The following is a 24,601-nucleotide window of genomic DNA, read 5'->3' on the forward strand; positions in this document are numbered from 1 at the left end:
AAAGGTGTGAAGCAGGACGAAGAAAACAGGATTTTTCTGAGTTAAATTAGATGATTAGGATGATTTACGCTTCTTTACAGTAAAAGTCACCAGTAACCGTATTTGTGATCGCTGTCGGCGGCAGGCGCTGGATTTTGCCATTTTTGCCGGGTGCCGGGCAGTCAGCCTAAGGTGGCACCCGAACGTTCCTTCGTAGACTGCAACCTACCGGGAAACTTACCCTCCTACGAAGGAAGAGAATAATGAGTCAAGCTATCGTGTCAGGCATCCTCTGGCATCTGGTAGGCGCCGCAAGTGCCGCTTGCTTTTATGCCCCGTTCAAAAAAGTCCGCCACTGGTCATGGGAAACCATGTGGTCAGTAGGTGGCATCATGTCATGGATCATTCTGCCCTGGGCCGTCAGCGCCGTGCTGTTGCCGAATTTCTGGGGCTACTACAGCTCCTTTTCCCTCTCGCAGCTGTTGCCGGTCTTCCTGTTCGGTGCGATGTGGGGCGTGGGTAACATCAACTATGGACTGACCATGCGCTATCTCGGCATGTCGATGGGGATTGGTATCGCCATCGGGATCACCTTAGTGGTGGGCACGCTGATGACTCCGCTGTTACAGGGACGTTTTGTCGAACTGTTCAGCTCAGAAGGCGGCAGGCTGACGCTGCTGGGTGTGCTGGTCGCGCTGGCTGGAGTGGCGATTGTTTCCCGTGCGGGCCTGCTGAAAGAGCGGGCGATGGGGATCACCGCTGAAGAGTTCAACCTGAAGAAAGGGCTGCTGCTGGCGGTGATGTGTGGCGTCTTCTCCGCAGGGATGTCCTTTGCCATGAACGCCGCGAAACCGATGCATGATGCGGCTGCGGCATCAGGTATCGATCCGCTGTATACCGCGCTGCCAAGCTACGTCATTATCATGGGCGGCGGTGCGGTGGTAAATCTTGGTTTCTGCTTTATCCGTCTTGCCACCAAATCCAGCCTGTCGGTGAAAAGCGACTTCTCGGTAGCGAAATCACTGTTGATTTCTAATGTGCTGTTGTCGCTGCTGGGCGGAACCATGTGGTATCTGCAGTTCTTCTTCTACGCCTGGGGCCACGCGCGCATCCCGGTGCAGTACGACTTTATCAGCTGGATGCTGCACATGAGTTTCTATGTGCTGTGTGGTGGTCTGGTAGGGCTGGTACTGAAAGAGTGGAAAAACGTTGGACGTCGTCCGGTCAGCGTGCTGTGCGGAGGCTGCTTTGTGATTATCATCGCCGCCAATATCGTCGGCATGGGAATGATGAACTGATCGTTGTCAGACGCCACCGCAAAGTGGCGTCCGATCAATTTACTTTAACCCGCATCCCGGGATGCTCGAACTGCTGCCGGAAGGCACTGGGCGTCATGCCCGTCTCCCTCGTGAACACCACCGAAAAATAATTGCTGTCATCAAAGCCGCTGCTGGCAGCCACTTCGCCGATCAGACAGTCGCTGCTGCGTAGCATAAACTTGGCCTTGCACAGTTGCAGCTGACGAATGTACTGCGAGGGCATCATACCAGTCTGCTGGCGGAACAGCTGTTTCAGCGCACGCTCCGAAAGTTGATGCTGCTGGCAGAAAGCGGCCAGATCAAAGTGGGTGGCAATCTGTCCCTGAATGGCGGACATCAGCAGATCCAGCTGCTCTCCTTCAGGAAGCTGCCAGGCGCAGTCTGCTTTGTAGCGGTGGCGCTGCAGAATCAACAGCAGTTGCAGGAACAATGCCTCGGTCAGCTGGCGGGAAAGCAGATCGCTCTTGCGGCTCTCCTGTGACAGCTGCTGGATCACGCCGCGTGCCAGCGCCATTCCCCTTATGGTCAGCCGCCAGGCAGCCTCATCCTGCGGCAGAAATTGTGACCAGTTCAGGCCAAGGCGAAACCGATCAGGGCAGTAGATGATGTTATCGAGCACCAGCTCATTGACCGATTCGTAGCTGTGGCAGTCATCAGGGCAAACATAGAAGAGATCGCCGCAGGTGATCAGCCACGGCCGGTCGTTCATCAAATGCATCCCGTTGCCACGCCAGACGATCACCAGCTCACTGAATTCATGAATATGTGGGGGAAAAGAGGGCTGAGGGGTGCGGTCAGCAACCGCCACCGGCATCAGCTCTGAAGGAAAATAGTCGGCTTTCGCCAGACGAAGGGGCACGCTCACGTTTCACCTCACAGGTCATTTTGCCTGATGGTACGCGGAGAAGTGCCGAACTCGCGTTTAAAGAGTGTGGAAAAGTGATTGCTGTCACCAAATCCGCACTGAAATGCGATATCGGTGATGCGTGTTTCACTGTGGCGCAGCAGATGCCTGGCCTGCAACAGGCGCAGACGGTTAAGGTAACGTTGCGGTGTACTACCGGTCTGTTGCTTAAGCTGACGGTGTAGCGTGCGCAGGGAAAGTGCAAACTTCTCTGCCAGCTCTTCCCAGTCCACTTCCTCGCTGTAATGGTCGGCCAGCCAGTCGAGCAGGCTGCACATCCGGCCGTTCTGGTCATCGCCCGGCTGCTCGCTGCAACCCCGACGCAGCATCACCAGCAGTTGCATAAAACGCATCTCCTGTTCCGCATGGCTTTCCAGAGTTATTGGCGCGTTGGGCTTTTCCAGCTGGTTAATCAGCTGTTTTGCCTGTTCCAGCACTTTATTACTGATGCGCCAGTGGGAAGGGTAATTGCCATCGCACTCCTGCGGCAGCAAATGTTGAAAACCGGTGATGAAGCGAAAGGCTTCCGGCCCGCGATAAAGCACGTTGGTCAGGATCAATTGATCGGTTTTCTCATAAAGGTGGCGGTCGTGATCGCGGACGAAGCAAACGCAGCCGCCACACAATGGCTTAGGTTCACCGTTAAAGACATGAATGCCAGCCCCCTGTTCGACAATCACTATTTCATGAAAATCATCGTGATGATGCTCAGGAAAAGCACCCTGCGGAGCTCGGGGTTCAATCGCCACCGGCAACCCACCACCGGGGAAGAAATCCACGCTATGTAACACGGTCATGATCTGTCCTCGTTAGTCACTGTCGACGCAGTCTACTGCCTGGTCCTGACCCTTCACCTTGAATTTTCGACAGGAAAAGCCAGCCCGGAAGCTGATTTTTCAAGAACGGGCAGGCGGAAATGCAGAATTGTGTGTCGTGTCACATCCGGTTCCGGCGGCAGGCAAAAATGAAAATGTGAGCTGATTCACGTTCACCTTTGCCGTGCTGCCAGGCCGTTGCAGCGTCTGGCAGTGGCGGGAAGGTACTAAATTTGCTGGCTTTTAGACTGAAGGCATTGAACTGACAGGAAGCCAATGCCATGAGCATGAGAAATTGTGTTGCCATTGACCTGGGGGCATCCAGCGGCCGTGTGATGCTGGCCCGCTTTAATGCCGCCAGCGGGAAACTGCAACTGGAAGAAGTTGCCCGCAGTAAAAACAGTCTGGTCACCGTGGACAATCACCAGTGCTGGGATGTGGATGCGCTTGAAGCGTTTATCGTCAGCTCACTTAACAAGCTGGAGCCGCAGGGTATTGTGGCCGACAGCATCGGGATTGATACCTGGGGCGTGGATTACGTGCTGCTGGATAAGGAAGGTCAGCGCATTGGTCTGCCGGTTGCTTACCGTGACGATCGCACCCATGGCGTGCTGAACCGCGCCTGCCGGGAGCTGGGTCGTGAGAATATCTATCATCATACGGGCATCCAGTTCCTGCCATTTAACACTCTTTACCAGCTAAGAGCGCTGTGCGAGAGCAAAGCCGAATGGCTGGATGACGTGCAGCACGCGCTGTTGATCCCGGATTATTTCCATTACCGGCTTACCGGTGAGCTGAACTGGGAATACACCAACGCTACTACGACTCAGTTACTGAACATCCACAGCGGCGTATGGGATGCTGATTTGCTGAAATGGACCGGTGCTAATCCGGACTGGTTCGGCAAGCCTTCTCAGCCTGGCCGTAAAGTGGGTCACTGGCAGACGGCTTCAGGACAATCCGTACCGGTGATCGCGGTGGCGACTCACGACACTGCCAGTGCTGTACTTGCCGCACCAGTGCCAGGGAATAATGCCGCCTGGCTCAGCTCCGGTACCTGGTCATTAATGGGTTTTGAAAGCCCTGAACCCTGCAACGGCAAAGCGGCGCTAGCGGCCAATATCACCAATGAAGGCGGTGCAGAAGGGCGCTATCGTGTGCTGAAAAACATCATGGGACTTTGGCTGCTGCAGCGCGTCTGCAACGAGCTTCAGATCGAAGATCTGTGTGGACTGGTGAAAGAGGCAGAAGGCCAGCCAGCATGCCGTTCGCTGGTCAACCCGAACGATGACCGCTTTATTAACCCCGCCAGCATGGTGCGTGAAATTCAGGATGCCTGCATGGAACAGGGTATGCCGCTGCCTGCAACCGCTGCCTCGCTGGCCCGCTGTATTTTCGACAGTCTGGCGCTGTATTACCGTCAGGTGCTGGAAGAACTGGAACAGGTTCGCGGCGACACCTTCAGTCAGTTGCATATTGTTGGCGGTGGTTGTCAGAACCCGCTGTTGAACCAGCTTTGTGCTGATGTCTGCGGCATTCCGGTTATCGCCGGCCCGGTTGAGGCCTCCACGCTGGGCAATATCGGCAGCCAGCTGATCGCCTGCGGCGATGTGCGGGACGTGTCGCACTTTCGTCAGATCGTTGCACAGAATTTCCTCTTACAAACTTATAACCCACAAGCCAGTGACGTATACCGCCGCAGTTGGCCACTTTTCCAGTCACTGACACACACGGCTAAGGAGCTATGTATATGACCCGAGCAATCGATCAGGCCTTTGAACTGGCTAAACAGCGTTTTGCCGAGATCGGCATTGATGTTAACGCCGCAATGGCCCAGCTGGATAAGATGCCCATTTCCATGCACTGCTGGCAGGGTGATGACGTTCGTGGTTTCGAAAATCCGCAGGGAGCGCTGACCGGCGGCATTCAGGCCACCGGTAATTATCCGGGCAAAGCCCGCAATGCCGTGGAGCTGCGTGCCGATCTGGATAAAGCGATGTCGCTGATCCCAGGCCCGAAAAGATTGAATCTGCATGCGATCTACCTGGAGAGCGATACGCCGGTGGAGCGTACCGATATCCAGCCAAAACACTTTGCCCACTGGGTGGAATGGGCGAAAGCCAACAAGCTGGGGCTGGATTTCAACCCATCCTGCTTCTCCCATCCGATGAGTGAAAGTGGATTCACCCTGTCCAGTGCCAATAAAGAGGTACGCCAGTTCTGGATCGAGCACTGTAAAGCCAGCCGCCGGATCTCTGCTTCGTTTGGTGAGCAACTGGGCACGCCGTCAGTGATGAACATCTGGGTGCCGGACGGCATGAAAGATTTGACCGTGGACCGCTTTGCTCCTCGCCAGCGCCTGATGACCGCTCTGGATGAAGTGATCAGCGAGAAATTCAGCCCGTCTCTGCATATCGATGCGGTGGAAAGCAAGCTGTTCGGCATCGGTGCCGAGAGCTATACCGTCGGCTCTAACGAATTCTGCCTGGGTTACGCCAGCAGCCGCCAGACCGCACTGACGCTGGATGCCGGTCACTTCCATCCGACAGAAGTGATCTCCGACAAAATCTCCACTGCGATGCTCTATGTGCCGCGCCTGCTGCTGCATGTCAGCCGCCCGGTACGCTGGGACAGCGATCACGTGGTGCTGTTGGACGACGAAACTCAGGCCATTGCCAGCGAAATCGTCCGTCAGAAGCTGTTCGATAAAGTGCATATCGGTCTGGACTTCTTTGATGCCTCAATCAACCGCATCGCCGCCTGGGTTATCGGCACGCGCAATGCGAAAAAAGCCCTGCTGCGTGCGCTGCTGGAGCCGGTTGACCAGCTGAAAAAACTGGAGCTGGAAGGGGATTACACCTCACGCCTTGCGCTGCTGGAAGAGCTGAAATGTTTGCCGTGGCAGGCTGTGTGGGAGGCATATTGCCAGCGTAACAACGTCGCGGCCGATGCCAGCTGGATCGGCGACGTCCGTCATTACGAACAACAAATTCTCAGCAAACGTTAAGGGTGCAACATGCAACACATTCAGACTTCATGGTTTGTCCAGGGGATGGTCAAAGCTACCAGCGACATGTGGCTTAAGGGATGGGACGAGCGCAACGGGGGTAACGTCAGTCTGCGCCTGCTGGATGAAGAGGTAAAACCTTTCGCACAGGATTTCTATCGTGAGCCGAGAACCGTTGAGCTTACCCAACCTGCGCCGGGGCTGGCTAACTGCTGGTTCCTGGTTACCGGTTCAGGCAAATTTTTTCGTAACGTTCAGCTCGATCCTGCTGACAGCCTGGTACTGCTTCGGGTTAGTGAGGATGGCCGCGCCTACAGCATTTACTGGGGCCTGACCAACGGCGGCCTGCCGACATCTGAACTGGCTTCGCACTTCCAGTCGCACAGCGTGCGCATGAAGGTCAGCAACGGTGCGGACCGCGTCATTATGCACTGCCATGCCACTAACTTTATGTCGCTGAGCTACGTGGTGGATCTGGATTCTGCGAGTTTCACCCGCCTGTTATGGGAAGGCAGCACCGAGTGTCTGGTGGTGTTCCCGGACGGCGTGGGGATTGTACCGTGGATGGTACCGGGCACTGACGGCATTGGTGATGCCACTGCAGAACAGATGGCTTCGCACAGTCTGGTGATGTGGCCGTTCCACGGCATCTTCGGCGCGGGACCGACGCTGGATGAGACTTTCGGCCTGATTGATACCGCCGAAAAATCATCTGAGGTGGTGGTTAAAGTGCTGTCGATGGGCGGCATGAAGCAGAGCATCACGACCCAGGAACTGATTGCGTTGGGTGAACGCTTCAGCGTGAAACCCTGGCAGGCGGCGCTGGACGCAAGGCATCCTCATGTTGCGTAAAGCGTTCGTGATGCAGGTACATCCCGATAAGCATCAGGAATACCAGCAGCGGCACAATCCCATCTGGCCCGCACTGGCTCAGACGCTGAAAAATCACGGCGCGCATCACTACAGCATTTTTCTTGATGCTTCCCGTAATCTGCTTTTTGCGGTGGTGGATATTGAGTCAGAAGAACGCTGGAATGCCGTGGCGCAGACGGAAGTGTGCCAACGCTGGTGGCGCTCGATGTGTGAGCTGATGCCGTCGAATGCCGACTGCAGCCCGATAAGCGCTGAGCTGCCTTCGGTGTTTTATCTGGAGTAAACAACTCTCCCGGTTAACGCAACCGTCCTGACTGAAAGCCTGATAATTGTTATCAGGCTTTTTTTAATCAGGCCAGGGACAGACATGTCCTGCCAATTTTCGCACGTTGACTGTCATTAATTGAAATTGTGAGGTTTTCAGTTGGGGCTTACGCTATTTGCGTCACTGTTTTTGACGTATTTATTAAAGAGGGCTTTATATGAAACTTCACACACTTACCGATCTTGTTGCGGCTCATGATACTAATGATGGGCTGGAATATGTTAGTACCAATCCAACTTTATTAAGTGGAAGGTGGACCACAATTGCCAGAGCAAATTGAACCTCTTCCGCGCTTTGAAGATTGAATATGTGGATTGGAATAATCCCCGGGCATTATTCGGGGATTATTTTGAGGAGCGACGGTTGATCGCTGTGAAGATCAACCGTTAATGCGAAGCTGCGGATAGCGCTTCATACTCCAGGCGCACCACGCCAGTGAGACCAGACCGATGGTCCCTCCCACATAGCCAATATTGGCCATATCCAGATGCAAACTGACCTGATTTCCCAGCAGCGCGCCGCCACCGATCCCGATGTTATAAATACCCGACAGCAGCGACATTGCCACATCTGTGGCATCCGGCGCCAGCGCCAGCACGCGCACCTGAACCGCGAGGCCAATAATCATCATCGACATGCCCCAGATAATACACAGCGTTGAAATTGCCACGCTGTGAGTCGCCGCGAGATATAGCCCCAACATACACAGTGAAATCAGCGCTATTGCACCCAGTAAAAATGTTGCCGGGTATTTATTCCCCAGTGAGCTGAACAGGATACTGCCGACAATTCCGGCAGCTCCAAATATCAGCAGCAGGAAGGTAGTGAAATTATCACCCATTGAAGCGACGCTCTGAATAAACGGCTCTATATAGCTGTAAGCGGTATAATGTGCAGTAACCACCATCGCAATCAGCAAATAAAGCGAAACCAGAGCGGGGCGCTTAAATAACATCGGCACGCTGGAAAGCGATCCGGTATGTTCACTTGGCAGCTTCGGCAATAATTTCGCCAGGCACAGCATGGTGATCAGCGCCACCATGCCAATCACGCCAAAAGTGATCCTCCAGCCCAGATACTGCCCAATCAGACGGCCAATCGGTAAGCCCAGCACCATCGCCAGCGCGGTACCGGTTGCCAGCATACTCAGCGCCTGAGTTTTTTTACCGGCCGGTGCCACACGGATCGCCAGAGAGGCGGTGATTGACCAGAAGATCGCATGCGACAGGGCGATGCCAATCCTCGAGACCACCAGGGTATTGAAACTCCAGGCAAAAGTGGAGAGCGCATGACTGGCGATAAACAGCAGGAAAATAGCAATCAGTAGAAAACGCCGCTCAACCCGGCGGGTCAGCAGCATCATCGGCAGCGACAGCAGGGCCACCACCCAAGCGTAGATGGTCAGCATCAGCCCGACCTGCGCCGTATTCATGGAGAAGCTGGCGGCAATATCAGACAGCAGACCAACCGGCGCAAATTCGGTGGTATTAAAAATAAACGCGGCAATGGCTAACATGATGACACGTAGCCATGCGGTTTTGCGTGAGACGGTAGATGATTGCATGGAAGTTAACGACTTGTTGGTATTAAGTTAATTTCGCGCCAGGCGAAATCAGAAAAAGAGCGCATATTGTGTTTTATTTAGGTGACAGATGACATCTAAAAAAACATTTTTTTTTGTAAATCAGATCCTTTAATCCCCTGAGGGCCGTTCAGTATAGTCAGTCAACGTGGTTGTTCCAGTTAAAACGGGAAAATTACCGCGATTCAGAATTATTTAATGGCGTTATTTCGCCAATATTGGCGATGACAGCGTCAATAAAAGTTTTAACAGCCGTTTGCAACAGCTCCTGATAAGCAAAAAGCCCGGCAGGCAGGCGGACTGCGCTTCCGGGCTTTAGTATGGTGTTGCTTACCGGTCAGAATCCGGCTCAACGGTCTCTGTCAGCCTGGCTGTACCTGAACGCTGCGGCGTAAAGCTATGGCGCGGATAACCAGCACCAGCATAATCACCCATTCGGCGACCAGCGCGGTCAGTACGGCTTCTTTATAGCTGCCGTGTTGCAGGACCTGACTGTAGACCGAACCAAGCAGCATCGGGCCAAGACCAAAGGCAGCCTGCTGCACGGTGGAGAGCATTGCATCCAGCGCCACGTTGACGATCGAGAAGTCGATCATCGGTAACAGCTGACCCGCCAGCAAAACCAGCAGACCACTGCGGCCTAAAGTGGGGGAGTCAACAGTATTTTTCATCGGGTAAAAGCCTTGTCAGAAAGCAGATTGAGGCATAGCATCAGCGATCTGTGAAATGGGTACCAGTTTTTGATTATCATGGTATAAAATCTACCCGTCTTGCCCGAAGACCGCACTATGCCTGAAATGAATGTTATTCCTGTCAATGAAAGTAATCGGCAACTGCTCGGGGCTTTTTTGCGCCGAGGAGGATCGCAACTGTATCCTGCTGGCTTTTACCAATCAGGAGTGGCGTCGTTCGATGCTGGACTGGGAAACGCTGATGCCGAATATGGTGGCGATGTTCCGGACACAGATGGGGGACAATCATGAAGACCCTTACTGGAAATCCATGCTGGATCGCCTGCTGACCTCCTCTGAGGAGTTCCGGCAGTTCTGGCAGCGCTATGAAATCCACGCCATCGACAATCAGGTGAAGCGTTTTTTCCATCCGAAAGTGGGCGTGATGTCGCTAAGGCAGAATAACTGGTGGTCTGCGCCACGTAATGGCGATCGCCTGCTGGTTTATATCCCGAATGATGAAAACAGCGCCACCGCGTTGAGTCAAATCACGGCGGGCTGCGGACAGCCGGGCTGAAGCCCCGGTTCTAATCGATGCACGCTGGCACCCACTCTGGAAGCGATGAAAATTTGGAGCGATAACTATATTGCACAGCAGGTCTGACTCCCGGCGTTCTGGCATTCAGAGCATTTCAGGGCGAAATTACGAGCGGCGGCTGACGTGTTTACCCGACAGCATAAACTCACCGTCGCCACAGTAATGCACGGTTTCAGGCTGTGCGGGTGAGGGGGCCACATGGGCTTTCACCACTTCAAAAATGAAGAAATTGAAGTTATCCACCAGCGAATCGTCATAAAGTTTGCATTCAAAGCAGGCATGACACTCTTTAATCAGCGGGGCTTTAACCTTACTGGCTTTCCCGGCTGTCAGAGAAAATTCGCTTAACTTATCCACCTGTTTCCCGCTGCAGTTACCAATCGCCACAACCGTATCCAGCAGTGAGGATGTCGGCAAATTAATCACGCACTCCCCACTGTTCCTAATCAGCTGATGGCTGTGATTCCCGGCTGAAATCATGCAACCAACCAGTGAAGGGGAAAACTCAAGAATGGTGTGCCAGCCCAGCGTCATGATGTCCGTCTCTTTTTCTGAAGCGGAGGAGATCAGTACTACCGGGCCAGGCTCGAGAAAATGACGTACGTTGTGCACAGGAAAATCCACTTTCTTCATCATCACAATTCCTCCCGTTCAGTCATAAGAGGCGGCAATGTTTGTCTGCCGCTGCTCCTTAAACTATAGATCCCCTTATCCGTAATACTTTTTAACGTATTCATTGACGCAAAACAGCGCGGTAAATCAAGCATTTCGCGCCAGATTACGCTAACCTGGAGAGCTGACGGTGGCCGCAGCGCCACCCCTGTTAACCCTCAAAAGGATGACACCAGATGAATCAACGTCCCTCTGTAGCGGTATTGGGATTGGGCGCAATGGGCCACGCCTTTGCCGCCAACCTGTTGAAAAATGGCTTCACAACCTATGGCTGGAACCGGACTAAGACGCGGGGCGAAGACCTGCAAAGTGCCGGACTGCAGCTGGCCGACAGCCCGGAAGAAGCGGTGAAACAGGCTGATGTGGTGATTGCCATGCTGGCCGATGCGGCTACCACCGAAAGCGTCCTGAAACAGGCGCAGTCCTCGCTGAAGCAGGGCGCAATCGTGGTGCAGATGGGCACCATCGGTGTGGAGTCAACTGAAAAACTGATCGCCACTTTCGCTGGGCAACGGGCAGATATTGTGTTCCTTGATGCGCCAGTGTCCGGCACCAAGGCGCCGGCTGAAAACGCCCAGATCGTGATTCTGGCGAGCGGCGATCGCGAACAATCCAAAGCCATTGAACCTGTTTTTGCGGCAATTTCTAAAGGAATAAAGTGGCTGGGGGAGGCCGGTGCATCTTCACGTATGAAGTTGGTAGTGAACTCCTGGCTGATTTCAATGGTGCAGGGGCTGTCGGAAAGTACCCAGTTGGCAAAAGAATTCGGCTTCTCGCCGGAAGAGTTCTGGAACGTGCTGGAAGGTGGCCCGCTGGCGGTTCCATACGTCAAGGGTAAGCTGGATATGATTAGCGCTGGTCAGTACGATCCCCAGATGCAGCTGACCTGGGCGCTAAAAGACGTCAATCTTGCGCTGGCGGCGGCACCGGAAAGCGAACTGCCGGGACTTAAGCTGATCTCTGACGTCTGGCAGGATGCGGTGGATAAGGGCTATGGCGAGAAAGATTTATCGGTGGTCTACCGCTATTTAAGTGAAAAAACGAAGTAATCTTCTGGCAGCCGGGCGCGAACCGGCTGCCATAATTGTTGATTTTTCAGCGTGATAAAGGGAATAGCAGTAATCGCTTAAGGGGATTCTTCTAAAGTGCAACAATATTTGTTATATTAATCAGGCGTTGTTTTTTATAGTTTACTGATTTTTAATGCTTTTTAAGACCACCGTAAATGCGGTGATGCACAGCTAAAAGCAAGGATCTGAACATGCTTGATATTCGTTTTCCTACGGCCTTACAAATGGTGCTCAGTGTAGCCCAGGCGGAGCGGGAAGGTAAACGCAGCACCAGCAAAATTCTGGCAATGGGCCTTGAGGCCAACCCCAGTTTCGTCCGTAAGATGATGGTGCCGCTGACCCGCGATGGCATCATTGTCTCGACTCTGGGGCGCACCGGCACCATCAGACTGGGCCGTCCGGCTGAAGAGATCACATTGTGTGATATTTACACTTCTGTGCTGGAAGATAAGCCGCTGCTGGCAGGGCGTCCGGAAGTTCCGGCGCGATGTCTGGTCAGCGCCAATACCTGCTGGTTCTTTAAAGAACTGGCGCGCGAAGCCGAGCAGGCTTCAATGAACGTGCTGGCGAAGCGTACGGTAGCCGACGCGCTGAAAGAAATTTATGAGCGGGACCGCCGTTATCCGGGCGGCAGCTGCCAGGCACAGAATACCCACGATAACGCCGAAACCTGATTGACCTTATTCTCTGAAACTTATCCAGCCGTTATTTTTAACGGCTGGATTGTTTTTTTTGAAATTTACTCTCCCGAATCAATCAATTAGATTATTTTCGAAGTGAACAGAAATATGTTTTTTTCAGCGAGTTAAATGTATTTAACTGCGCTCTTCACTTCATTGCAAAAAAATAATTTGAGGAATGAAAATGAGAGAGTTTCTTGACGTTTACCGACAGCTTAATTACGACGGTCGGACCTATGCTAAAGTCCAGACGGATAAGCCCGTAGAGTTAATCACCTATTCGCTTTATTCAGGCGATAATCTTGTCACGAAAAAGAGCAGTATTCTTGCCGGAGAGGCAGTTTGCTTTGATATTCCCGGTTCTGGCTCCTATCATGTGTCGGCTGAAGTGGCTTATGCAGCTGATGATGAGGTTGCCACTTTCCACAAATATTTCAGTGTTAAACCGACACTGTTGCGATCCCACACCAAACACATTGCCGCTGACACCCGCAAGTTAAAGGGAAAAGCAGAGCCTGTTGCTGGCTGTGACCGCTATTATCTTGAGGTGAAATTTAAGTCAGGAACATACAGCACATTTAATTTTGAACAGGAACAGCGGATTCCGTTATTTAAAAAAATAGTCCGGAAGCATCAGCGAGAAGTTATAAATGCTGATGGGAAAGTATTGCTGCCAGTCTTTAATCAGATGTATTAGAAAAAATACGAGTCTGGCCTGCTAAATGACCTGTATAAATTGCCCTTTTACGCCAGTTTTAACGACCTGAAGCCGGTTGCGGAGGAGCTTGAAAAACTGGACTGTGTTGAATTCTGCTCAATTGCTCCGGTCGCAGCAGATCTTCTTCCACCTGCTGAACTTTTTGAGGTCGAATCTGAAACGCAGGTAGAAAATCTGGCTTCTGCTACGCCAGATTTTACTGCCCTCCAGAGTTACCAGAGTGCATGGCCAGGAATGAACGTACGCAATGGCTGGAACAGAGGCAGCGCTGGATCTCATGCAACTGTGCGCCTGCTTGATTTTGGCGTATACCGTAATCATGAAGATTTAGTCGGAAATATTACGGTGGTTAACAGCCGTGCGGAAACGCAAGATTGCCATCACGGCACAGCCTCTACCGGGGTAATTGCAGCGAAAAAAAACACTTACGGTGTGACAGGGATTGCACACGAATGCGACTTTAATTTTTATGACACCGGCAATCTTGACCTTATTGTGCGTGATGCCCAGCCGGGCGATATCGTTGCGCTGAATATCCAGTTTGTCGTTAACGGACGTTATTTACCGGCTATTTGTAACTCAAGCTGGTGGAACAGAATTAAAGCGCTCACTGATAACAACGTGGTCGTGGTGATGGCGGCAGGTAACGGTAGCGTCGATCTGAGCCCTGAGGCGGGTATCCTGAGCGATTTAGGCGACAGTGGCGCTCTGGTCGTCGGGGCCTGTAGTTCAACAACCTCGCGCCGGTTGTCTTTTTCCAATTACAACCATTATACCTCGCTGATCTGCTCATGGGGCGAGAGAGTGACCACCACGGGATACGGTGCATTACAATCAGGAAATGGTAATGTAAACCTGAGTTATACCAATGGTTATAACGGGACTTCCAGCGCCACGCCTTTAACAGCGGCCGCGCTTGCAGTTATTCAGTCTTATGCCAAAGAGCGTTATGGCGTGTTCCTGAATACCAGTGAAATGAGGGATCTGATTGCAGCCAGCGGTAACAGTCAGGGGGTGAATGACCGCATTGGTTATATGCCTGATGTTATGGCAGCGATGGAGCGTCTTGATGCCATGCTGGATGAGGAAATTCCCGATCCACAACCTGAACCAGAACCATCCCCATATCCGTTATGGGCCAGAAACACCGTCTATGTCGGCGGCGATCGCGTCAGCCATCTTGGCCAGAACTATCTGGCAAAATGGTGGATCAGCCCTAATGTCGAACCAGGACTGCCTGGTACGACCGGTGCAGCGAGTGGCGATGCCCTTCCCTGGACTCGCATTTAATAAAATCCCCCCGCCTGAACGGGCGGGGGAGATAGTTCAATACCTTATTCAGTTCTGATGTGCATCCTGAACACTGTTATTTTCCGCTGGTTTTTCTTTGTGCTTAACCAGCATACGCAGAGCAACATAGAACACCGGTGTGAGGAACAGGCCGAACAGCGTTACGCCCAGCATTCCGGCAAACACCGTGATACCGGTAACGGTGCGGACTTCTGCTCCTGCACCGTGGCCCAGCATCAGCGGAATTGTCCCGGCGATAAAGGCGATTGAGGTCATCACAATCGGGCGCAGACGCAGGCGACAGGCTTCCAGCGCCGCTTCGATAACAGTGCGGCCCTGCATCTCCAGCTCGCGGGCGAACTCGACGATCAGGATAGCGTTCTTACAGGCCAGCCCCATCAGCACCACCAGTCCAACCTGCACAAAGACGTTATTGTCACCCCCCGTCAGCCAGACGCCGAACAGCGCGGAAAGCAGCGTCATGGGTACGATCAGGATCACTGCCAGCGGCAGCGTCCAGCTCTCATACAGCGCGGCCAGCACCAGGAAGGCCAGTAGCACCGCAACCGGGAAGACAATTACCGCCGCATTACCCTGCGTTGCCTGCTGGTAGCTCAGGTCGGTCCATTCGATGTTCATGCCGTTTGGCAGGATCTGGTCGGCGATAGCCTGCACCCGCTGCATGGCCTCAGTGGAGGAGAGCACCCGGGGATCGGCATCACCAATCAGGTCAGCCGCAGGGAAACCGTTATAGCGGATCACCGGGTCTGGCCCGTAAGTCGTGCCGAAATGCACCATGCTGCCGATCGGTACCATTTCACCACTGGTGTTGCGCGTCCGCAGGTTGGCAATATCCTCGATGGTTTCGCGATACTGTCCATCCGCCTGCGCGTAGACTTTCCATGTGCGCCCAAAACGGTTGAAGTCATTGATGTATGACGAGCCAAGATAGGTCTGCAGCGTGCCAAACAGATCGGTCAGCGCCACGCCCTGGGCCTTGGCTTTATCGCGATCAACCTGCGCATCCAGCTGTGGAACGTTTGCCTGATAAGTGGAGATCGGGAAGTGCATCCCCGGCGTTTGCATAATGGTCCCTGCCATCGCGTTGGCAGCGTCCTGCAACGCTCCGTAACCCAGGCCTGCGCGATCCTGAATATAGAGCGAGTAACCGGAACCCTGACCAAGGCCGAGGATCGGCGGCGGCATGATCGAGAAGGCGAAACCTTCCTGAAGCTGCGACAGTTTGGCATTGATCTCGGCGTTAATCTCCGCAGCAGGACGGCTACGTTCGCTCAGCGGTTTTAGCGTGAAGAACACCGTGCCGGTATTCGGCGTATTAGTGAACTGCAACGCATTCAGCCCCGGAAAAGCAATCGCATCTGCCACGCCATCCGTGTGCATCGCGATGTCGCTCATCTTGCGGATCATTTGATCGGTGCGCTCCAGCGAGGAGCCTTCCGGCATCTTCACACCGCCAATCAGATACAGCTTATCCTGAGTCGGTATAAAGCCGCCCGGCACCGTTTTAAACATTACGCCAGCACCAACCAGCAGTAGCACATAAACACCGAATACCGCACCACGACGGCGCAGGATACGAGAAACACCGCCCTGGTAACGCTGAGAGTTGCGATTAAAGAAGCGGTTGAATGGCCGGAACAGCCAGCCAAACAGCGTATCGATAATCCGGCTCGGGCGATCTTTCTGCGCGCTGTGGGATTTCAGCAGAATAGCCGCCAGCGCAGGCGAGAGCGTCAGCGAGTTAATGGCTGAAATCACCGTGGAAATAGCGATGGTCACTGCAAACTGCTTGTAGAACTGGCCGGTTACGCCGGAAAGGAACGCCATCGGCACAAACACCGCACAAAGTACCAGCGCGATGGCGACAATCGGACCGGAAACCTCACGCATCGCCTGATGTGCTGCTGCCCGAGGCTCCAGGCCTTCCTCAATATTACGCTCGACGTTCTCCACCACCACGATGGCGTCATCGACCACGATACCTATCGCAAGCACCAGCCCGAACAGGCTTAACGTATTCAGCGAGAAGCCCAACAGGTAGAGCACCGCAAAAGTCCCGATCACTGAAACAGGGACGGCCAGCAGCGGAATAACCGAAGCGCGCCAGGTTTGCAGGAACAGGATCACCACCAGTACCACCAGCAGAATCGCTTCCAGCAGCGTATGCACCACCGAACTGATCGAATCACGCACAAAGATGGTCGGATCGTACGGGGCTTTCCACTGCACACCTTCCGGGAAGCGGGTGGCCAGTTCGGCCATTTTTGCCCGCACGGCATTCGACAGGTCGATGGCATTCGCGCCAGGAGCCTGGAAAATACCAATCCCGACCGCATCTTTATTGTTCAGCTGCGACCGCAGCGCGTAGCTGCCGGATCCCATTTCAATCCTTGCGACATCGCTCAGGCGAACAATCTGGCCGTCATCACCGTTTTTCAGGATGATATTGCCAAACTCCTGCTCGCTCTGCAGTCTTCCCTGAGCATTAATCGACAGCAGGAAATCACTCTTGTTCGGCATCGGCTCTGCGCCGAGCTGACCGGCAGAAACCTGCACGTTCTGCTCCTGAATTGCCGCCACCACATCCCCGGCGGTCATGCCACGGGCCGCAACCTTGTTCGGATCCAGCCAGATGCGCATGGCGTATTCACCCGCGCCAAAAATCTGCACCTGACCGACGCCCGGCAGGCGGGCCAGCTCATCCTTCACTTTCAGCTCGGCATAGTTGCGGAGATAAAGTGAGTTGTAGCGGCCATCCGGAGAATCCAGATGGACAACCAACGTCATGGTCGGAGATTGCTTCTGAGTGGTGATACCCTGACGGATCACGTCTTCCGGAAGGCGGGCCTGCGCCTGCGCCACACGGTTCTGCACCTGAACCTGTGCCTGATCCGGATCGGTACCAGGGCGGAAGGTGACGGTAGTGACCAGCACGCCGTCGGAACCGGCAATCGACTTCATGTACATCATGTTTTCGACGCCGTTAATCGCTTCTTCCAGCGGCGTGGCCACCGTTTCGGCAATCACCTTCGGGTTGGCGCCTGGGTATTCCGCCCGCACCTGCACGCTGGGCGGGACCACATCCGGGTATTCACTGATCGGCAGCAGTGGAATGGCAATCAGCCCGGAAACAAATATCAGAATCGACAGTACGGCCGCAAAAATCGGCCGGTCGATGAAAAATCTGGAGAAATCCATAACAGTTCCTGCGGGTCTGATTAAAGGGCGGCAGGCGCCATTGGCACCGTTTTGGCATTGACCGGCATGCCCGGCATAAAGACTTTCTGCACGCCATCGACGATCACTTTGTCGCCAGGCTGCAAGCCCTGCTGCACAATCCGCAGGCCGTCAGCCATCTGGCCAGGCTTGATATCGCGGCGCTGTGCTTTATTCTGGGCATCGATAACGTAAACGTATTTGCGATCCTGATCGGTCAGCACGGCTTTGTCGTTGACCAGTAGAGCAGGGAAGTCGGCACGGCCAGGCAGCTGCACGCGGGCAAACAGGCCAGGGGTGAACAGTCTCTGACGATTATCGAGCACTGCCCGCATGCGGATGGTGCCGGTGCTGGCGGTCAGCTGGTTATCGGTAAAATCGACTTTACCTTCGTGCGGATAGCCGTCTTCACCAACCAGGCCAATTTTCACCGGCAGGGCGTGATGAGCGGTCGCCGCGCTTTCTCCATCGCGGCTCATCTGCTGGTAGCGCAGGAACGTTGACTCATCCACATCAAAATAGACATAGACGGTATCCAGTGAAACCAGCGTGGTCAGTACGCTGCTGCTGTCGCCCGCCGTCACCAGATTGCCCGGAGTTATCATCGCCCGGCTGGCGCGGCCATCAATCGGGGCAGTGACTGTCGTGAAATCAAGGTTCAGCTTCGCCATATCCACGGCCGCTCTGGCCGACAGGACGTTTGCATCAGCCTGAGTGGCGGCAGAGCGGCGCTGCTCCCAGACTTCGCGGGAGATGGCCTGGCTGCCAATCAGCTTCTCAGTACGGCCGGATTCACTGCGTGCAAGCTGTGCCTGAGTGCGGGCGCTGGCCAGATCGGCCTCAGCACGCTCCAGTTCGGCCCGGTAGGTACGGTCATCAATCGTAAACAGTACCTGACCTTTTTTCACTTCCTGGCCTTCGGTGTAGTTCACCTTGTCGATATAACCGGTTACGCGGGGGCGGAGCTGCACGCTCTGCACCGCTTCAATGCGGCCGGTAAAGTTATCCCACTGGCTGACGGTCTTTTGCTGAACTTCCGCCACGCTGACCTGCGGTGCCGGTGGCGCGCTCTGTTCAGCGCCCTCCGAATCGCAGCCTGCCAGCCAGACGACCGACAGCAGCGGCAGAGCAAAAAGACGCAGTTGAGTTGAGGTGATTGATTTCATTATGTAATCCCTGTTGCAGGTGCTTAACGACTGTGAAAGAGAGCACGGCAGTACGCATAAAATGTATTTATGACAAATACACTAAACAGGCGGGATTGTAAGAAGGGTGAAAATAATCTGCAAGTATTATTGTTGCTTTTAGCACATTACTGTCAACAGCAGTGACAAAATGTTAAGGCGCTGAAAGGGAGATGGATGAAGTTGATTAACGAACAATGACAGAGAATCGCATTAAATGCAACAATTAAACTTGCATTAAGCTCAGGGAAGCTCTACCGTAGATAAGTGCATTCATTAAAGTTACCTTTTACCCTGACTCAGGGAAGAGGTCAAGAGCAAGAACGGGTTGCAACTATTTAGCGTTAAGGGGAAGACAATGAGCCATGATGATTTTATTAGCGATCTCGTGAAGTGGATCGATACCCATATTGAAGGGAAGATGGATCTGGATACGGTAGCCAACCGCGCAGGTTACTCCAAATGGCATCTGCAGCGAATGTTTAAACAACACACCGGCTATGCGCTGGGTGAATACATTCGTGCCCGCCGCCTGAAAAAATCTGCTGAACGTCTCGCACGGGGTGCTGAGCCGATTCTTGATGTGGCAATCTCCTTCGGGTTTGATTCCCAGCAGTCATTTAACCGCAGCTTCAAGCGCCAGTTTGGTCAGTCCCCTGGCGCATGGCGTCGCCAGGTTCAGGTCAGCGCCTGTTCTTAACTCTCTCAATAGCGGGCGTTCCTGCCCGCTGTGAACTTTCTGCACCTATCCCGTCACGGCAAATCTGCAAAAAATCCTTCCGGGAGTTGTATACTGTCTGAATTAAAATGAGTTTTAATCAATCCAGACAGGAAACGTGATGGAAATACGGAAACTGAACAAGCAGGGGATGTGCGAGGCGGCCAGTTATTTACTGATTTTTCTTGCGCTGTTTTTAATTTTTCCTTTGCGGCTGCTGCCCTGTTTTCTGGCAGGCTTTATTGTTTACGAAACCATCCTGGCACTGACGCCGTGGGTGGAAAGGCTGGTAAAAGGGCCGCTGGCTCGCTGGATTATTATCTTCTTCCTGACGGTAGTGGTGCTGCTAGCGCTGGTACTCGGTATCACCAAGCTGATCGGTTTCCTGCTGCATGATTTTCAAAACCCGGCGGCTTTCCATGCGGCGGCCAGCAAGCTGCTGGAAGATGCACAGCGCACGCTTTCCCCGGTGGTCACTCGTTACCTGCCTGCGGATATTGATGAGCTGCAACACCAGGTCATCACATGGCTGCGGGAGCATCTGGTGGTGGTGCAGACTTTTGGCCGTACCGCCGCGCACACTTTCGCGACTATGCTGATTGGGATGCTGCTGGGCGCTATCATTTCACTGCGGGTCAGCGGAACCGACAAGCAGGATGCGCCACTGAAGCATGCCCTGCTTGAACGCCTCAGCAGGCTGGCAGCCTCATTCCATAACGTGGTTTTCGCCCAAATCAAAGTCTCACTGGTTAATACAGTCCTGACCTGCGGCTTCCTGTTTGGTGTGCTGCCGCTGTTTGGGCTGCATTTCCCGTTTGCCAAAACGGTGGTGGTGCTGACCTTTATCGCCGGGCTGCTGCCAATTATTGGCAATTTGATTTCCAATACGGTGATCGTGCTGATTGGGCTGTCAATTTCGCTGGAAGCGGCGCTGATTGCGCTGATCTTCCTGATACTGGTGCATAAACTTGAGTACTTTATCAACGCCCGGATTTTCGGTACCCGTATCAACGCCAAAACCTGGGAGATCCTGCTGGCAATGTTGGTCTTCGAATCGGCCTTTGGCCTGGCCGGGGTGGTTGCCGCGCCAGTTTATTATGCTTATCTGAAAAGTGAGTTGCGCCATGCCAGTCTGATCTGACCCGCCTGACTGGCCCTGGACAAACCTGGTTACAGAAGGGCCAGCATTCATTGACCTCCCGCCCATAAAGTTCACCTGCCTGTGCGTCGATAACTCCCCTGAAGGACCGGGAAACAGCTTCCGGTTCATCTGTCCAGGGTTAGTTATGAAATTATCCAACTTAAAGATCGGTCTGCGGCTCGGCATTCTGGCCGCCATTCTTTTATTCGCCACGCTGTTTATCGGCCTGCGGGGGCTGATCATCAACGAGCACTCGCTGCAGCAAAGCAGCCAGATAATGCAGCAGGAAATGCAAATCGAGCAGGTTATTGATACTGCGCGTAATGCTCAGGTGCAGTTCAAAATTCAGGTTCAGGAGTGGAAAAACACCTTGCTGCGTGGCGGCCAGAATCAACAGACTTTCGACAAGTTTAAAACCGCATTTGTGGAAAGGAGCCATAAAACGCAGGAACTGCTGGGTACGCTGATCGCCTCGATGCCTGCGCTGGGCATGGATAATACAGAAGCGATCAAAACCCGACAGCTGCACGCGGAACTTGAGCAGCGCTACCTCGCAGCTTTACAGGAATATCACCAGGGCGATGCCACCAGTCCACAACGAGTGGATCATCTGGCGACCGGAATTGACCGCCTGCCGACCAGCATGATTGATCAGGTGGTGAGCAGCGTGCTGGCCCACACCGTGCAGATGCATGAAAAGATTGAAGCCGCTAACCTCGCAGCGTATCAGCATACCCGTCTGCTGCTGGCGATCTCGATGCTGATTGCGCTGATCACCGGCAGCACCATTACCTGGTGGCTGGTTCGCAGCATCACCCGTCCTCTTGCCCAAGCAGTTAAAATCGCCCAGACGGTTGCGGCTGGCGATCTGCAGGCAAATATTGTGGTCAGGGGCCGTGATGAAACCGCGTTGCTGATGGCCGCGTTAAAAGAGATGAATGGCAACCTGACCCGCATCGTCTCTGACGTGCGTGAAGGCACTGAGACCATCGCCACGGCATCGGCGCAGATTGCTCACGGCAGTCAGGATCTCTCCGCACGCAACGAGGCTCAGGCCAGCGCTCTGGAAGAAACTGCTGCCTCAATGGAAGAGCTGACTTCGGTCGTGAAGAAAAATGCTGACAATGCCCGGCATGCCAGCGATATAGCCCTGACCGCAACTTCAGCGGCGCAGCAGGGGGGAACGGTGGTGGAGGAAGTGGTGCAGACGATGGGCGAAATTCACCATTTTTCTCATCAAATCAGCAATATTATCAGCGTGATCGACGGCATTGCCTTCCAGACCAATATTTTGGCGCTGAACGCTGCGGTTGAAGCGGCAAGGGCCGGTTCGGAAGGGCGCGGATTTGCAGTAGTAGCTGCTGAAGTGCGGGCACTTTCCCAGCGCTCTGCGGCTGCAGCCAGAGACATTAAAACGCTGATAGACAGCTCTGTCACCCGCATTAATGCCGGAAACGCGCTGGTGGCACGCGCCGGGGAAGCGATGGAAAATATCGTTGAAAACGTGCAGCGCGTCAGTTCGCTGGTGGCGTAAATATCACTGGCCAGCGGGGAGCAGAGCGTGGGGATTGACCAGGTTAATCTGGCGGTCACGCAGATGGATTCCGCCACGCAGCAGAATGCCTCGCTTTCGCAGGAGTCAACGGTTGCAGCCCGGTCGCTGCAGGCCCAGGCGGAGAACCTTCTGCTTAGCGTCAGCGTGTTCAAAGTGGCTCCAGATATGTGACGCTGTAACTTTTTGGGCGTTTCCTGGCATTTACCGTTACTGGTACGATATACACCAGTACCTTGCACCACGGACGGTGCATCTTTGTCAGCGATTTCTCTCATCCACGCTTCAACAGAAGCCGGTATTTTGTTTTTATTCCCTAACCAGCTCTTTACGCTGTACGGCTTCGACTTTATGGTAAAGAAAAAATTATCGGGAACTCAGTGACTAATGCCTGAACTGCTGTCCACTCTGCTGCACCAAATCCTGCTCTCAATGCCATTATTTATCCTGATTGCCCTGGGCTGGGGACTGGTTCGCTGGCGCAAATGGCCGGACAGCATCAGCGAAGCGTTGAACCGCGTGGTATTCAAAATCGCGCTGCCTGCCATGCTGTTCAGGTTGATGTGTGATTTCAGTAAAGGTCCGCCGGTGGATGCCCGTCTGCTGTTCGCCTTTTTTGGCAGCTGCCTGATTGTCTTTGTGCTGGGCAGGGTGATTGCCAGCCGCGTCTTTCAGCTGGACGGCGTTTCCGGTTCGGTTTTTGCTCTTGGCGGTATTTTCTCCAACAATGTGATGCTCGGCCTGCCGATTGCCACGGTGATGCTGGGCGAAAAGGCCATTCCGTCCGTTGCGCTGGTGCTGGTGTTTAATGGGCTGATTTTATGGACGCTGGCGACAGTCTCTGTTGAGTGGTTCCGTCACGGTGCGCTGAACATTAAAGGCTTTGGCAGAACCGCCGTCAGCGTGTTGAAGAATCCACTGATTATTGCCATTCTCTCCGGCACGTTATTCAGCCTGACAGGTCTGACACTGCCGCTGATGATCGATCAACCGATCAGTATGCTCGGCACTATAGCCGTGCCGCTGGCGCTGGTTGCGCTGGGAATGAGTCTGGCAGCCTACCAGATGAAAGATGGGCTGAAGGAGAGCTATGCCATCTGCCTGTTGAAACTGATCGTGCAGCCGCTGGTGATCTGGGCGCTGGCCTGGCTGATTGGTCTGCCTTCGCTGGAGAGTAAAGTGGTGGTGTTGCTGGGATCAATGTCGGTGGGCATCAACGTTTACCTGATGTCGCAGCAGTTCAATGCGCTGACCGGACCGGCTGCCACCAGTATGCTGCTTTCGACCATTTTCTCGGCGGTCACCACGCCGGTGCTGCTGCTGATGATGGATATGGGCTGAGCAATCAGGTTAAAATCCCGCGATGAATAAAAAACTGATCGTTGCGGTAATTTTAGCCATTGTGGCCACCGCAGCCGGATTACGACATCCGGCAAAACACGCTTCCCCTCCGCAGGAGGCTGGCACTCATCCCGTCAACCACTCTTCCATCCAGCATTCCGGTGTTCCTGCCAACAACACTCTGTCCAGAGCTGACAGCAGCGATATTGCAGAATTGACGCAGCAGCAGCGGGTGGCGGATTATCTTCATCAGCACCAGCGTCTGCCTGACTATTATCTGCAAAAAAGTGAGGCCAGAAAACTCGGCTGGGATCCTTCACGCGGCAATCTCTGTAATGCTTTGCCTGGTCGGGCGATTGGTGGCGATCGCTTCTCTAACCGGGAAAAAGTACTGCCTGAAAGTCAGGGGCGTCGCTGGTTTGAAGCGGATGTAAACTACCAGTGTGGCCGTCGCGGCAGCGACAGGATGCTCTACTCCAGTGACGGACTGATTTACGTCACCCGCGACCACTATCGCCACGTGGAAAAGGTGTACTGAAATGAAAATGGTCAGCTTTGATTTTCATACTATCGCTAATGTTGACGAATTCTACCGGCAGTTTGTGGTTAAATTCGCCATTGAGATGCAATTTGGTGCCAATCTTGATGCGCTGTGGGATGCCCTGACGGGGATGATTGATCTGCCCGTCCGCATCACGTTGCGGCATCTGGCTGAGCATAAAGATGCCGCGCAATTTGACGCTATTATTGCCGTCATGCGGGAAGCCGAAGAGGAAACCGCCGGGGATTTCAGTCTGCGATTACGTTAATTACCCTCCCTTTAATCGTTACCGCAGAATCTACCGCCTCTGTCACTGATTTCTGGCTGAATGCAAACGAGTCAGGCTGGGGCTGCCTGCGAGAAATTAACATGTGTATCTGTGAC

22 protein-coding genes and 1 pseudogene are annotated in these 24,601 nt (G+C 53.8%); 16 read left to right on the plus strand and 7 right to left on the minus strand.

Annotated elements, in window-relative coordinates; genetic code table 11:
* Positions 1 to 242: 242 nt before the first annotated feature.
* Positions 243 to 1,277, plus strand: coding sequence for an L-rhamnose/proton symporter RhaT (gene rhaT, locus AC3Y5R_RS02510; protein ID WP_489920000.1), 1,035 nt, complete (start codon positions 243 to 245; stop codon positions 1,275 to 1,277).
* Between the two features lie 34 nt (positions 1,278 to 1,311).
* On the opposite strand, the gene rhaR is transcribed toward rhaT, so the two are convergent.
* Positions 1,312 to 2,163 (minus strand): HTH-type transcriptional activator RhaR, encoded by an 852-nt coding sequence (rhaR, locus tag AC3Y5R_RS02515; protein WP_489920001.1) that lies wholly within the window; start codon positions 2,161 to 2,163, stop codon positions 1,312 to 1,314.
* 8 nt (positions 2,164 to 2,171) lie between these two features.
* On the minus strand, positions 2,172 to 2,999 hold the full coding sequence (rhaS, locus tag AC3Y5R_RS02520) for an HTH-type transcriptional activator RhaS (RefSeq protein ID WP_489920002.1): 828 nt from the start codon (positions 2,997 to 2,999) through the stop codon (positions 2,172 to 2,174).
* Positions 3,000 to 3,298: 299 nt separating this feature from the next.
* Between rhaS and rhaB the strand changes: the two genes are divergently transcribed.
* Genes rhaB through rhaM form a run of 4 tightly spaced genes read left to right on the plus strand, consistent with a single transcriptional unit; the run spans position 3,299 to position 7,180 of the window.
* A complete protein-coding gene (rhaB, locus tag AC3Y5R_RS02525) occupies positions 3,299 to 4,771 on the plus strand; it encodes a rhamnulokinase (protein WP_489920003.1) in 1,473 nt (490 codons plus the stop codon).
* Complete coding sequence (locus AC3Y5R_RS02530) at positions 4,768 to 6,024, plus strand: L-rhamnose isomerase (protein ID WP_489920004.1); 1,257 nt, start codon at positions 4,768 to 4,770, stop codon at positions 6,022 to 6,024. Before rhaB ends, AC3Y5R_RS02530 begins: the two co-directional genes overlap by 4 nt.
* Positions 6,025 to 6,033: 9 nt before the next feature.
* Positions 6,034 to 6,876, plus strand: a complete 843-nt coding sequence (gene rhaD / locus AC3Y5R_RS02535) for a rhamnulose-1-phosphate aldolase (protein ID WP_158781500.1) — start codon at positions 6,034 to 6,036, stop codon at positions 6,874 to 6,876.
* A complete protein-coding gene (gene rhaM, locus AC3Y5R_RS02540) occupies positions 6,866 to 7,180 on the plus strand; it encodes an L-rhamnose mutarotase (protein ID WP_489920005.1) in 315 nt (104 codons plus the stop codon). Before rhaD ends, rhaM begins: the two co-directional genes overlap by 11 nt.
* 421 nt (positions 7,181 to 7,601) lie before the next feature.
* Here the strand turns inward: rhaM and AC3Y5R_RS02545 are convergent, their stop codons facing one another.
* Both AC3Y5R_RS02545 and AC3Y5R_RS02550 read right to left on the minus strand, forming a co-directional pair.
* Positions 7,602 to 8,786, minus strand: a complete 1,185-nt coding sequence (locus AC3Y5R_RS02545) for a sugar transporter (RefSeq protein WP_489920006.1) — start codon at positions 8,784 to 8,786, stop codon at positions 7,602 to 7,604.
* 380 nt (positions 8,787 to 9,166) lie between these two features.
* A complete protein-coding gene (locus tag AC3Y5R_RS02550; RefSeq protein WP_489920007.1) occupies positions 9,167 to 9,475 on the minus strand; it encodes a hypothetical protein in 309 nt (102 codons plus the stop codon).
* 145 nt (positions 9,476 to 9,620) lie between these two features.
* On the opposite strand from AC3Y5R_RS02550, the gene AC3Y5R_RS02555 reads away from it, so the two are divergent.
* Complete coding sequence (locus tag AC3Y5R_RS02555; protein ID WP_489920008.1) at positions 9,621 to 10,052, plus strand: MmyB family transcriptional regulator; 432 nt, start codon at positions 9,621 to 9,623, stop codon at positions 10,050 to 10,052.
* 126 nt (positions 10,053 to 10,178) lie between these two features.
* On the opposite strand, the gene AC3Y5R_RS02560 is transcribed toward AC3Y5R_RS02555, so the two are convergent.
* A complete protein-coding gene (locus tag AC3Y5R_RS02560; RefSeq protein ID WP_489920161.1) occupies positions 10,179 to 10,706 on the minus strand; it encodes a flavin reductase family protein in 528 nt (175 codons plus the stop codon).
* A 215-nt stretch (positions 10,707 to 10,921) separates the two neighbouring features.
* Between AC3Y5R_RS02560 and AC3Y5R_RS02565 the strand changes: the two genes are divergently transcribed.
* From AC3Y5R_RS02565 to AC3Y5R_RS02580, 4 genes are all read left to right on the plus strand, one after another.
* The gene (locus AC3Y5R_RS02565) at positions 10,922 to 11,794 is read left to right on the plus strand and encodes an NAD(P)-dependent oxidoreductase (protein WP_489920009.1); all 873 of its coding nucleotides are present in this window, start codon (positions 10,922 to 10,924) and stop codon (positions 11,792 to 11,794) included.
* Positions 11,795 to 12,006: 212 nt separating this feature from the next.
* The gene (locus tag AC3Y5R_RS02570; protein WP_489920010.1) at positions 12,007 to 12,489 is read left to right on the plus strand and encodes an RrF2 family transcriptional regulator; all 483 of its coding nucleotides are present in this window, start codon (positions 12,007 to 12,009) and stop codon (positions 12,487 to 12,489) included.
* Between the two features lie 190 nt (positions 12,490 to 12,679).
* On the plus strand, positions 12,680 to 13,192 hold the full coding sequence (locus AC3Y5R_RS02575; RefSeq protein ID WP_489920011.1) for a hypothetical protein: 513 nt from the start codon (positions 12,680 to 12,682) through the stop codon (positions 13,190 to 13,192).
* A 306-nt stretch (positions 13,193 to 13,498) separates the two neighbouring features.
* Positions 13,499 to 14,503, plus strand: a complete 1,005-nt coding sequence (locus AC3Y5R_RS02580) for a S8 family peptidase (RefSeq protein WP_489920012.1) — start codon at positions 13,499 to 13,501, stop codon at positions 14,501 to 14,503.
* Positions 14,504 to 14,551: 48 nt separating this feature from the next.
* On the opposite strand, the gene AC3Y5R_RS02585 is transcribed toward AC3Y5R_RS02580, so the two are convergent.
* Both AC3Y5R_RS02585 and AC3Y5R_RS02590 read right to left on the minus strand, forming a co-directional pair.
* Positions 14,552 to 17,722 carry an efflux RND transporter permease subunit gene (locus AC3Y5R_RS02585; protein ID WP_489920013.1) on the minus strand — a complete coding sequence of 1,057 codons (3,171 nt, stop codon included), beginning with the start codon at positions 17,720 to 17,722 and terminating at the stop codon, positions 14,552 to 14,554.
* A gap of 20 nt (positions 17,723 to 17,742) precedes the next feature.
* Positions 17,743 to 18,906 (minus strand): efflux RND transporter periplasmic adaptor subunit, encoded by a 1,164-nt coding sequence (locus AC3Y5R_RS02590; protein WP_489920014.1) that lies wholly within the window; start codon positions 18,904 to 18,906, stop codon positions 17,743 to 17,745.
* Between the two features lie 376 nt (positions 18,907 to 19,282).
* Here AC3Y5R_RS02590 and AC3Y5R_RS02595 point away from each other — a divergent pair, with 376 nt between their 5' ends.
* The 6 genes and pseudogenes from AC3Y5R_RS02595 (at position 19,283) to AC3Y5R_RS02620 (ending at position 24,485) form a co-directional block, all read left to right on the plus strand.
* The gene (locus tag AC3Y5R_RS02595) at positions 19,283 to 19,624 is read left to right on the plus strand and encodes a helix-turn-helix domain-containing protein (protein ID WP_489920015.1); all 342 of its coding nucleotides are present in this window, start codon (positions 19,283 to 19,285) and stop codon (positions 19,622 to 19,624) included.
* A 139-nt stretch (positions 19,625 to 19,763) separates the two neighbouring features.
* On the plus strand, positions 19,764 to 20,783 hold the full coding sequence (locus AC3Y5R_RS02600; RefSeq protein ID WP_158781490.1) for an AI-2E family transporter: 1,020 nt from the start codon (positions 19,764 to 19,766) through the stop codon (positions 20,781 to 20,783).
* A gap of 145 nt (positions 20,784 to 20,928) precedes the next feature.
* A pseudogene (locus tag AC3Y5R_RS02605) lies at positions 20,929 to 22,509 on the plus strand (methyl-accepting chemotaxis protein).
* Between the two features lie 213 nt (positions 22,510 to 22,722).
* Positions 22,723 to 23,676, plus strand: coding sequence for an AEC family transporter (locus tag AC3Y5R_RS02610; protein WP_489920016.1), 954 nt, complete (start codon positions 22,723 to 22,725; stop codon positions 23,674 to 23,676).
* A gap of 22 nt (positions 23,677 to 23,698) precedes the next feature.
* The gene (locus tag AC3Y5R_RS02615; protein WP_489920017.1) at positions 23,699 to 24,214 is read left to right on the plus strand and encodes a ribonuclease domain-containing protein; all 516 of its coding nucleotides are present in this window, start codon (positions 23,699 to 23,701) and stop codon (positions 24,212 to 24,214) included.
* Position 24,215: 1 nt separating this feature from the next.
* A complete protein-coding gene (locus tag AC3Y5R_RS02620; RefSeq protein WP_489920018.1) occupies positions 24,216 to 24,485 on the plus strand; it encodes a barstar family protein in 270 nt (89 codons plus the stop codon).
* The last annotated feature ends 116 nt before the right edge of the window (positions 24,486 to 24,601 follow it).

This window comes from Erwinia sp. 009765445 (assembly GCF_058137865.1).

Excerpts from the sequence above, each read along its gene's own strand:
- rhaT (WP_489920000.1), top strand. The coding sequence starts at position 243 with ATGAGTCAAGCTATCGTGTCAGGCATCCTCTGGCATCTGGTAGGCGCC.
- rhaS (WP_489920002.1), bottom strand. The coding sequence starts at position 2,999 with ATGACCGTGTTACATAGCGTGGATTTCTTCCCCGGTGGTGGGTTGCCG.
- rhaB (WP_489920003.1), top strand. The coding sequence starts at position 3,299 with ATGAGCATGAGAAATTGTGTTGCCATTGACCTGGGGGCATCCAGCGGC.
- AC3Y5R_RS02530 (WP_489920004.1), top strand. The coding sequence starts at position 4,768 with ATGACCCGAGCAATCGATCAGGCCTTTGAACTGGCTAAACAGCGTTTT.
- rhaD (WP_158781500.1), top strand. The coding sequence starts at position 6,034 with ATGCAACACATTCAGACTTCATGGTTTGTCCAGGGGATGGTCAAAGCT.
- rhaM (WP_489920005.1), top strand. The coding sequence starts at position 6,866 with ATGTTGCGTAAAGCGTTCGTGATGCAGGTACATCCCGATAAGCATCAG.
- AC3Y5R_RS02545 (WP_489920006.1), bottom strand. The coding sequence starts at position 8,786 with ATGCAATCATCTACCGTCTCACGCAAAACCGCATGGCTACGTGTCATC.
- AC3Y5R_RS02550 (WP_489920007.1), bottom strand. The coding sequence starts at position 9,475 with ATGAAAAATACTGTTGACTCCCCCACTTTAGGCCGCAGTGGTCTGCTG.
- AC3Y5R_RS02555 (WP_489920008.1), top strand. The coding sequence starts at position 9,621 with ATGAAAGTAATCGGCAACTGCTCGGGGCTTTTTTGCGCCGAGGAGGAT.
- AC3Y5R_RS02560 (WP_489920161.1), bottom strand. The coding sequence starts at position 10,706 with ATGAAGAAAGTGGATTTTCCTGTGCACAACGTACGTCATTTTCTCGAG.
- AC3Y5R_RS02565 (WP_489920009.1), top strand. The coding sequence starts at position 10,922 with ATGAATCAACGTCCCTCTGTAGCGGTATTGGGATTGGGCGCAATGGGC.
- AC3Y5R_RS02570 (WP_489920010.1), top strand. The coding sequence starts at position 12,007 with ATGCTTGATATTCGTTTTCCTACGGCCTTACAAATGGTGCTCAGTGTA.
- AC3Y5R_RS02575 (WP_489920011.1), top strand. The coding sequence starts at position 12,680 with ATGAGAGAGTTTCTTGACGTTTACCGACAGCTTAATTACGACGGTCGG.
- AC3Y5R_RS02585 (WP_489920013.1), bottom strand. The coding sequence starts at position 17,722 with ATGGATTTCTCCAGATTTTTCATCGACCGGCCGATTTTTGCGGCCGTA.
- AC3Y5R_RS02590 (WP_489920014.1), bottom strand. The coding sequence starts at position 18,906 with ATGAAATCAATCACCTCAACTCAACTGCGTCTTTTTGCTCTGCCGCTG.
- AC3Y5R_RS02595 (WP_489920015.1), top strand. The coding sequence starts at position 19,283 with ATGAGCCATGATGATTTTATTAGCGATCTCGTGAAGTGGATCGATACC.
- AC3Y5R_RS02600 (WP_158781490.1), top strand. The coding sequence starts at position 19,764 with ATGGAAATACGGAAACTGAACAAGCAGGGGATGTGCGAGGCGGCCAGT.
- AC3Y5R_RS02610 (WP_489920016.1), top strand. The coding sequence starts at position 22,723 with ATGCCTGAACTGCTGTCCACTCTGCTGCACCAAATCCTGCTCTCAATG.
- AC3Y5R_RS02615 (WP_489920017.1), top strand. The coding sequence starts at position 23,699 with ATGAATAAAAAACTGATCGTTGCGGTAATTTTAGCCATTGTGGCCACC.
- AC3Y5R_RS02620 (WP_489920018.1), top strand. The coding sequence starts at position 24,216 with ATGAAAATGGTCAGCTTTGATTTTCATACTATCGCTAATGTTGACGAA.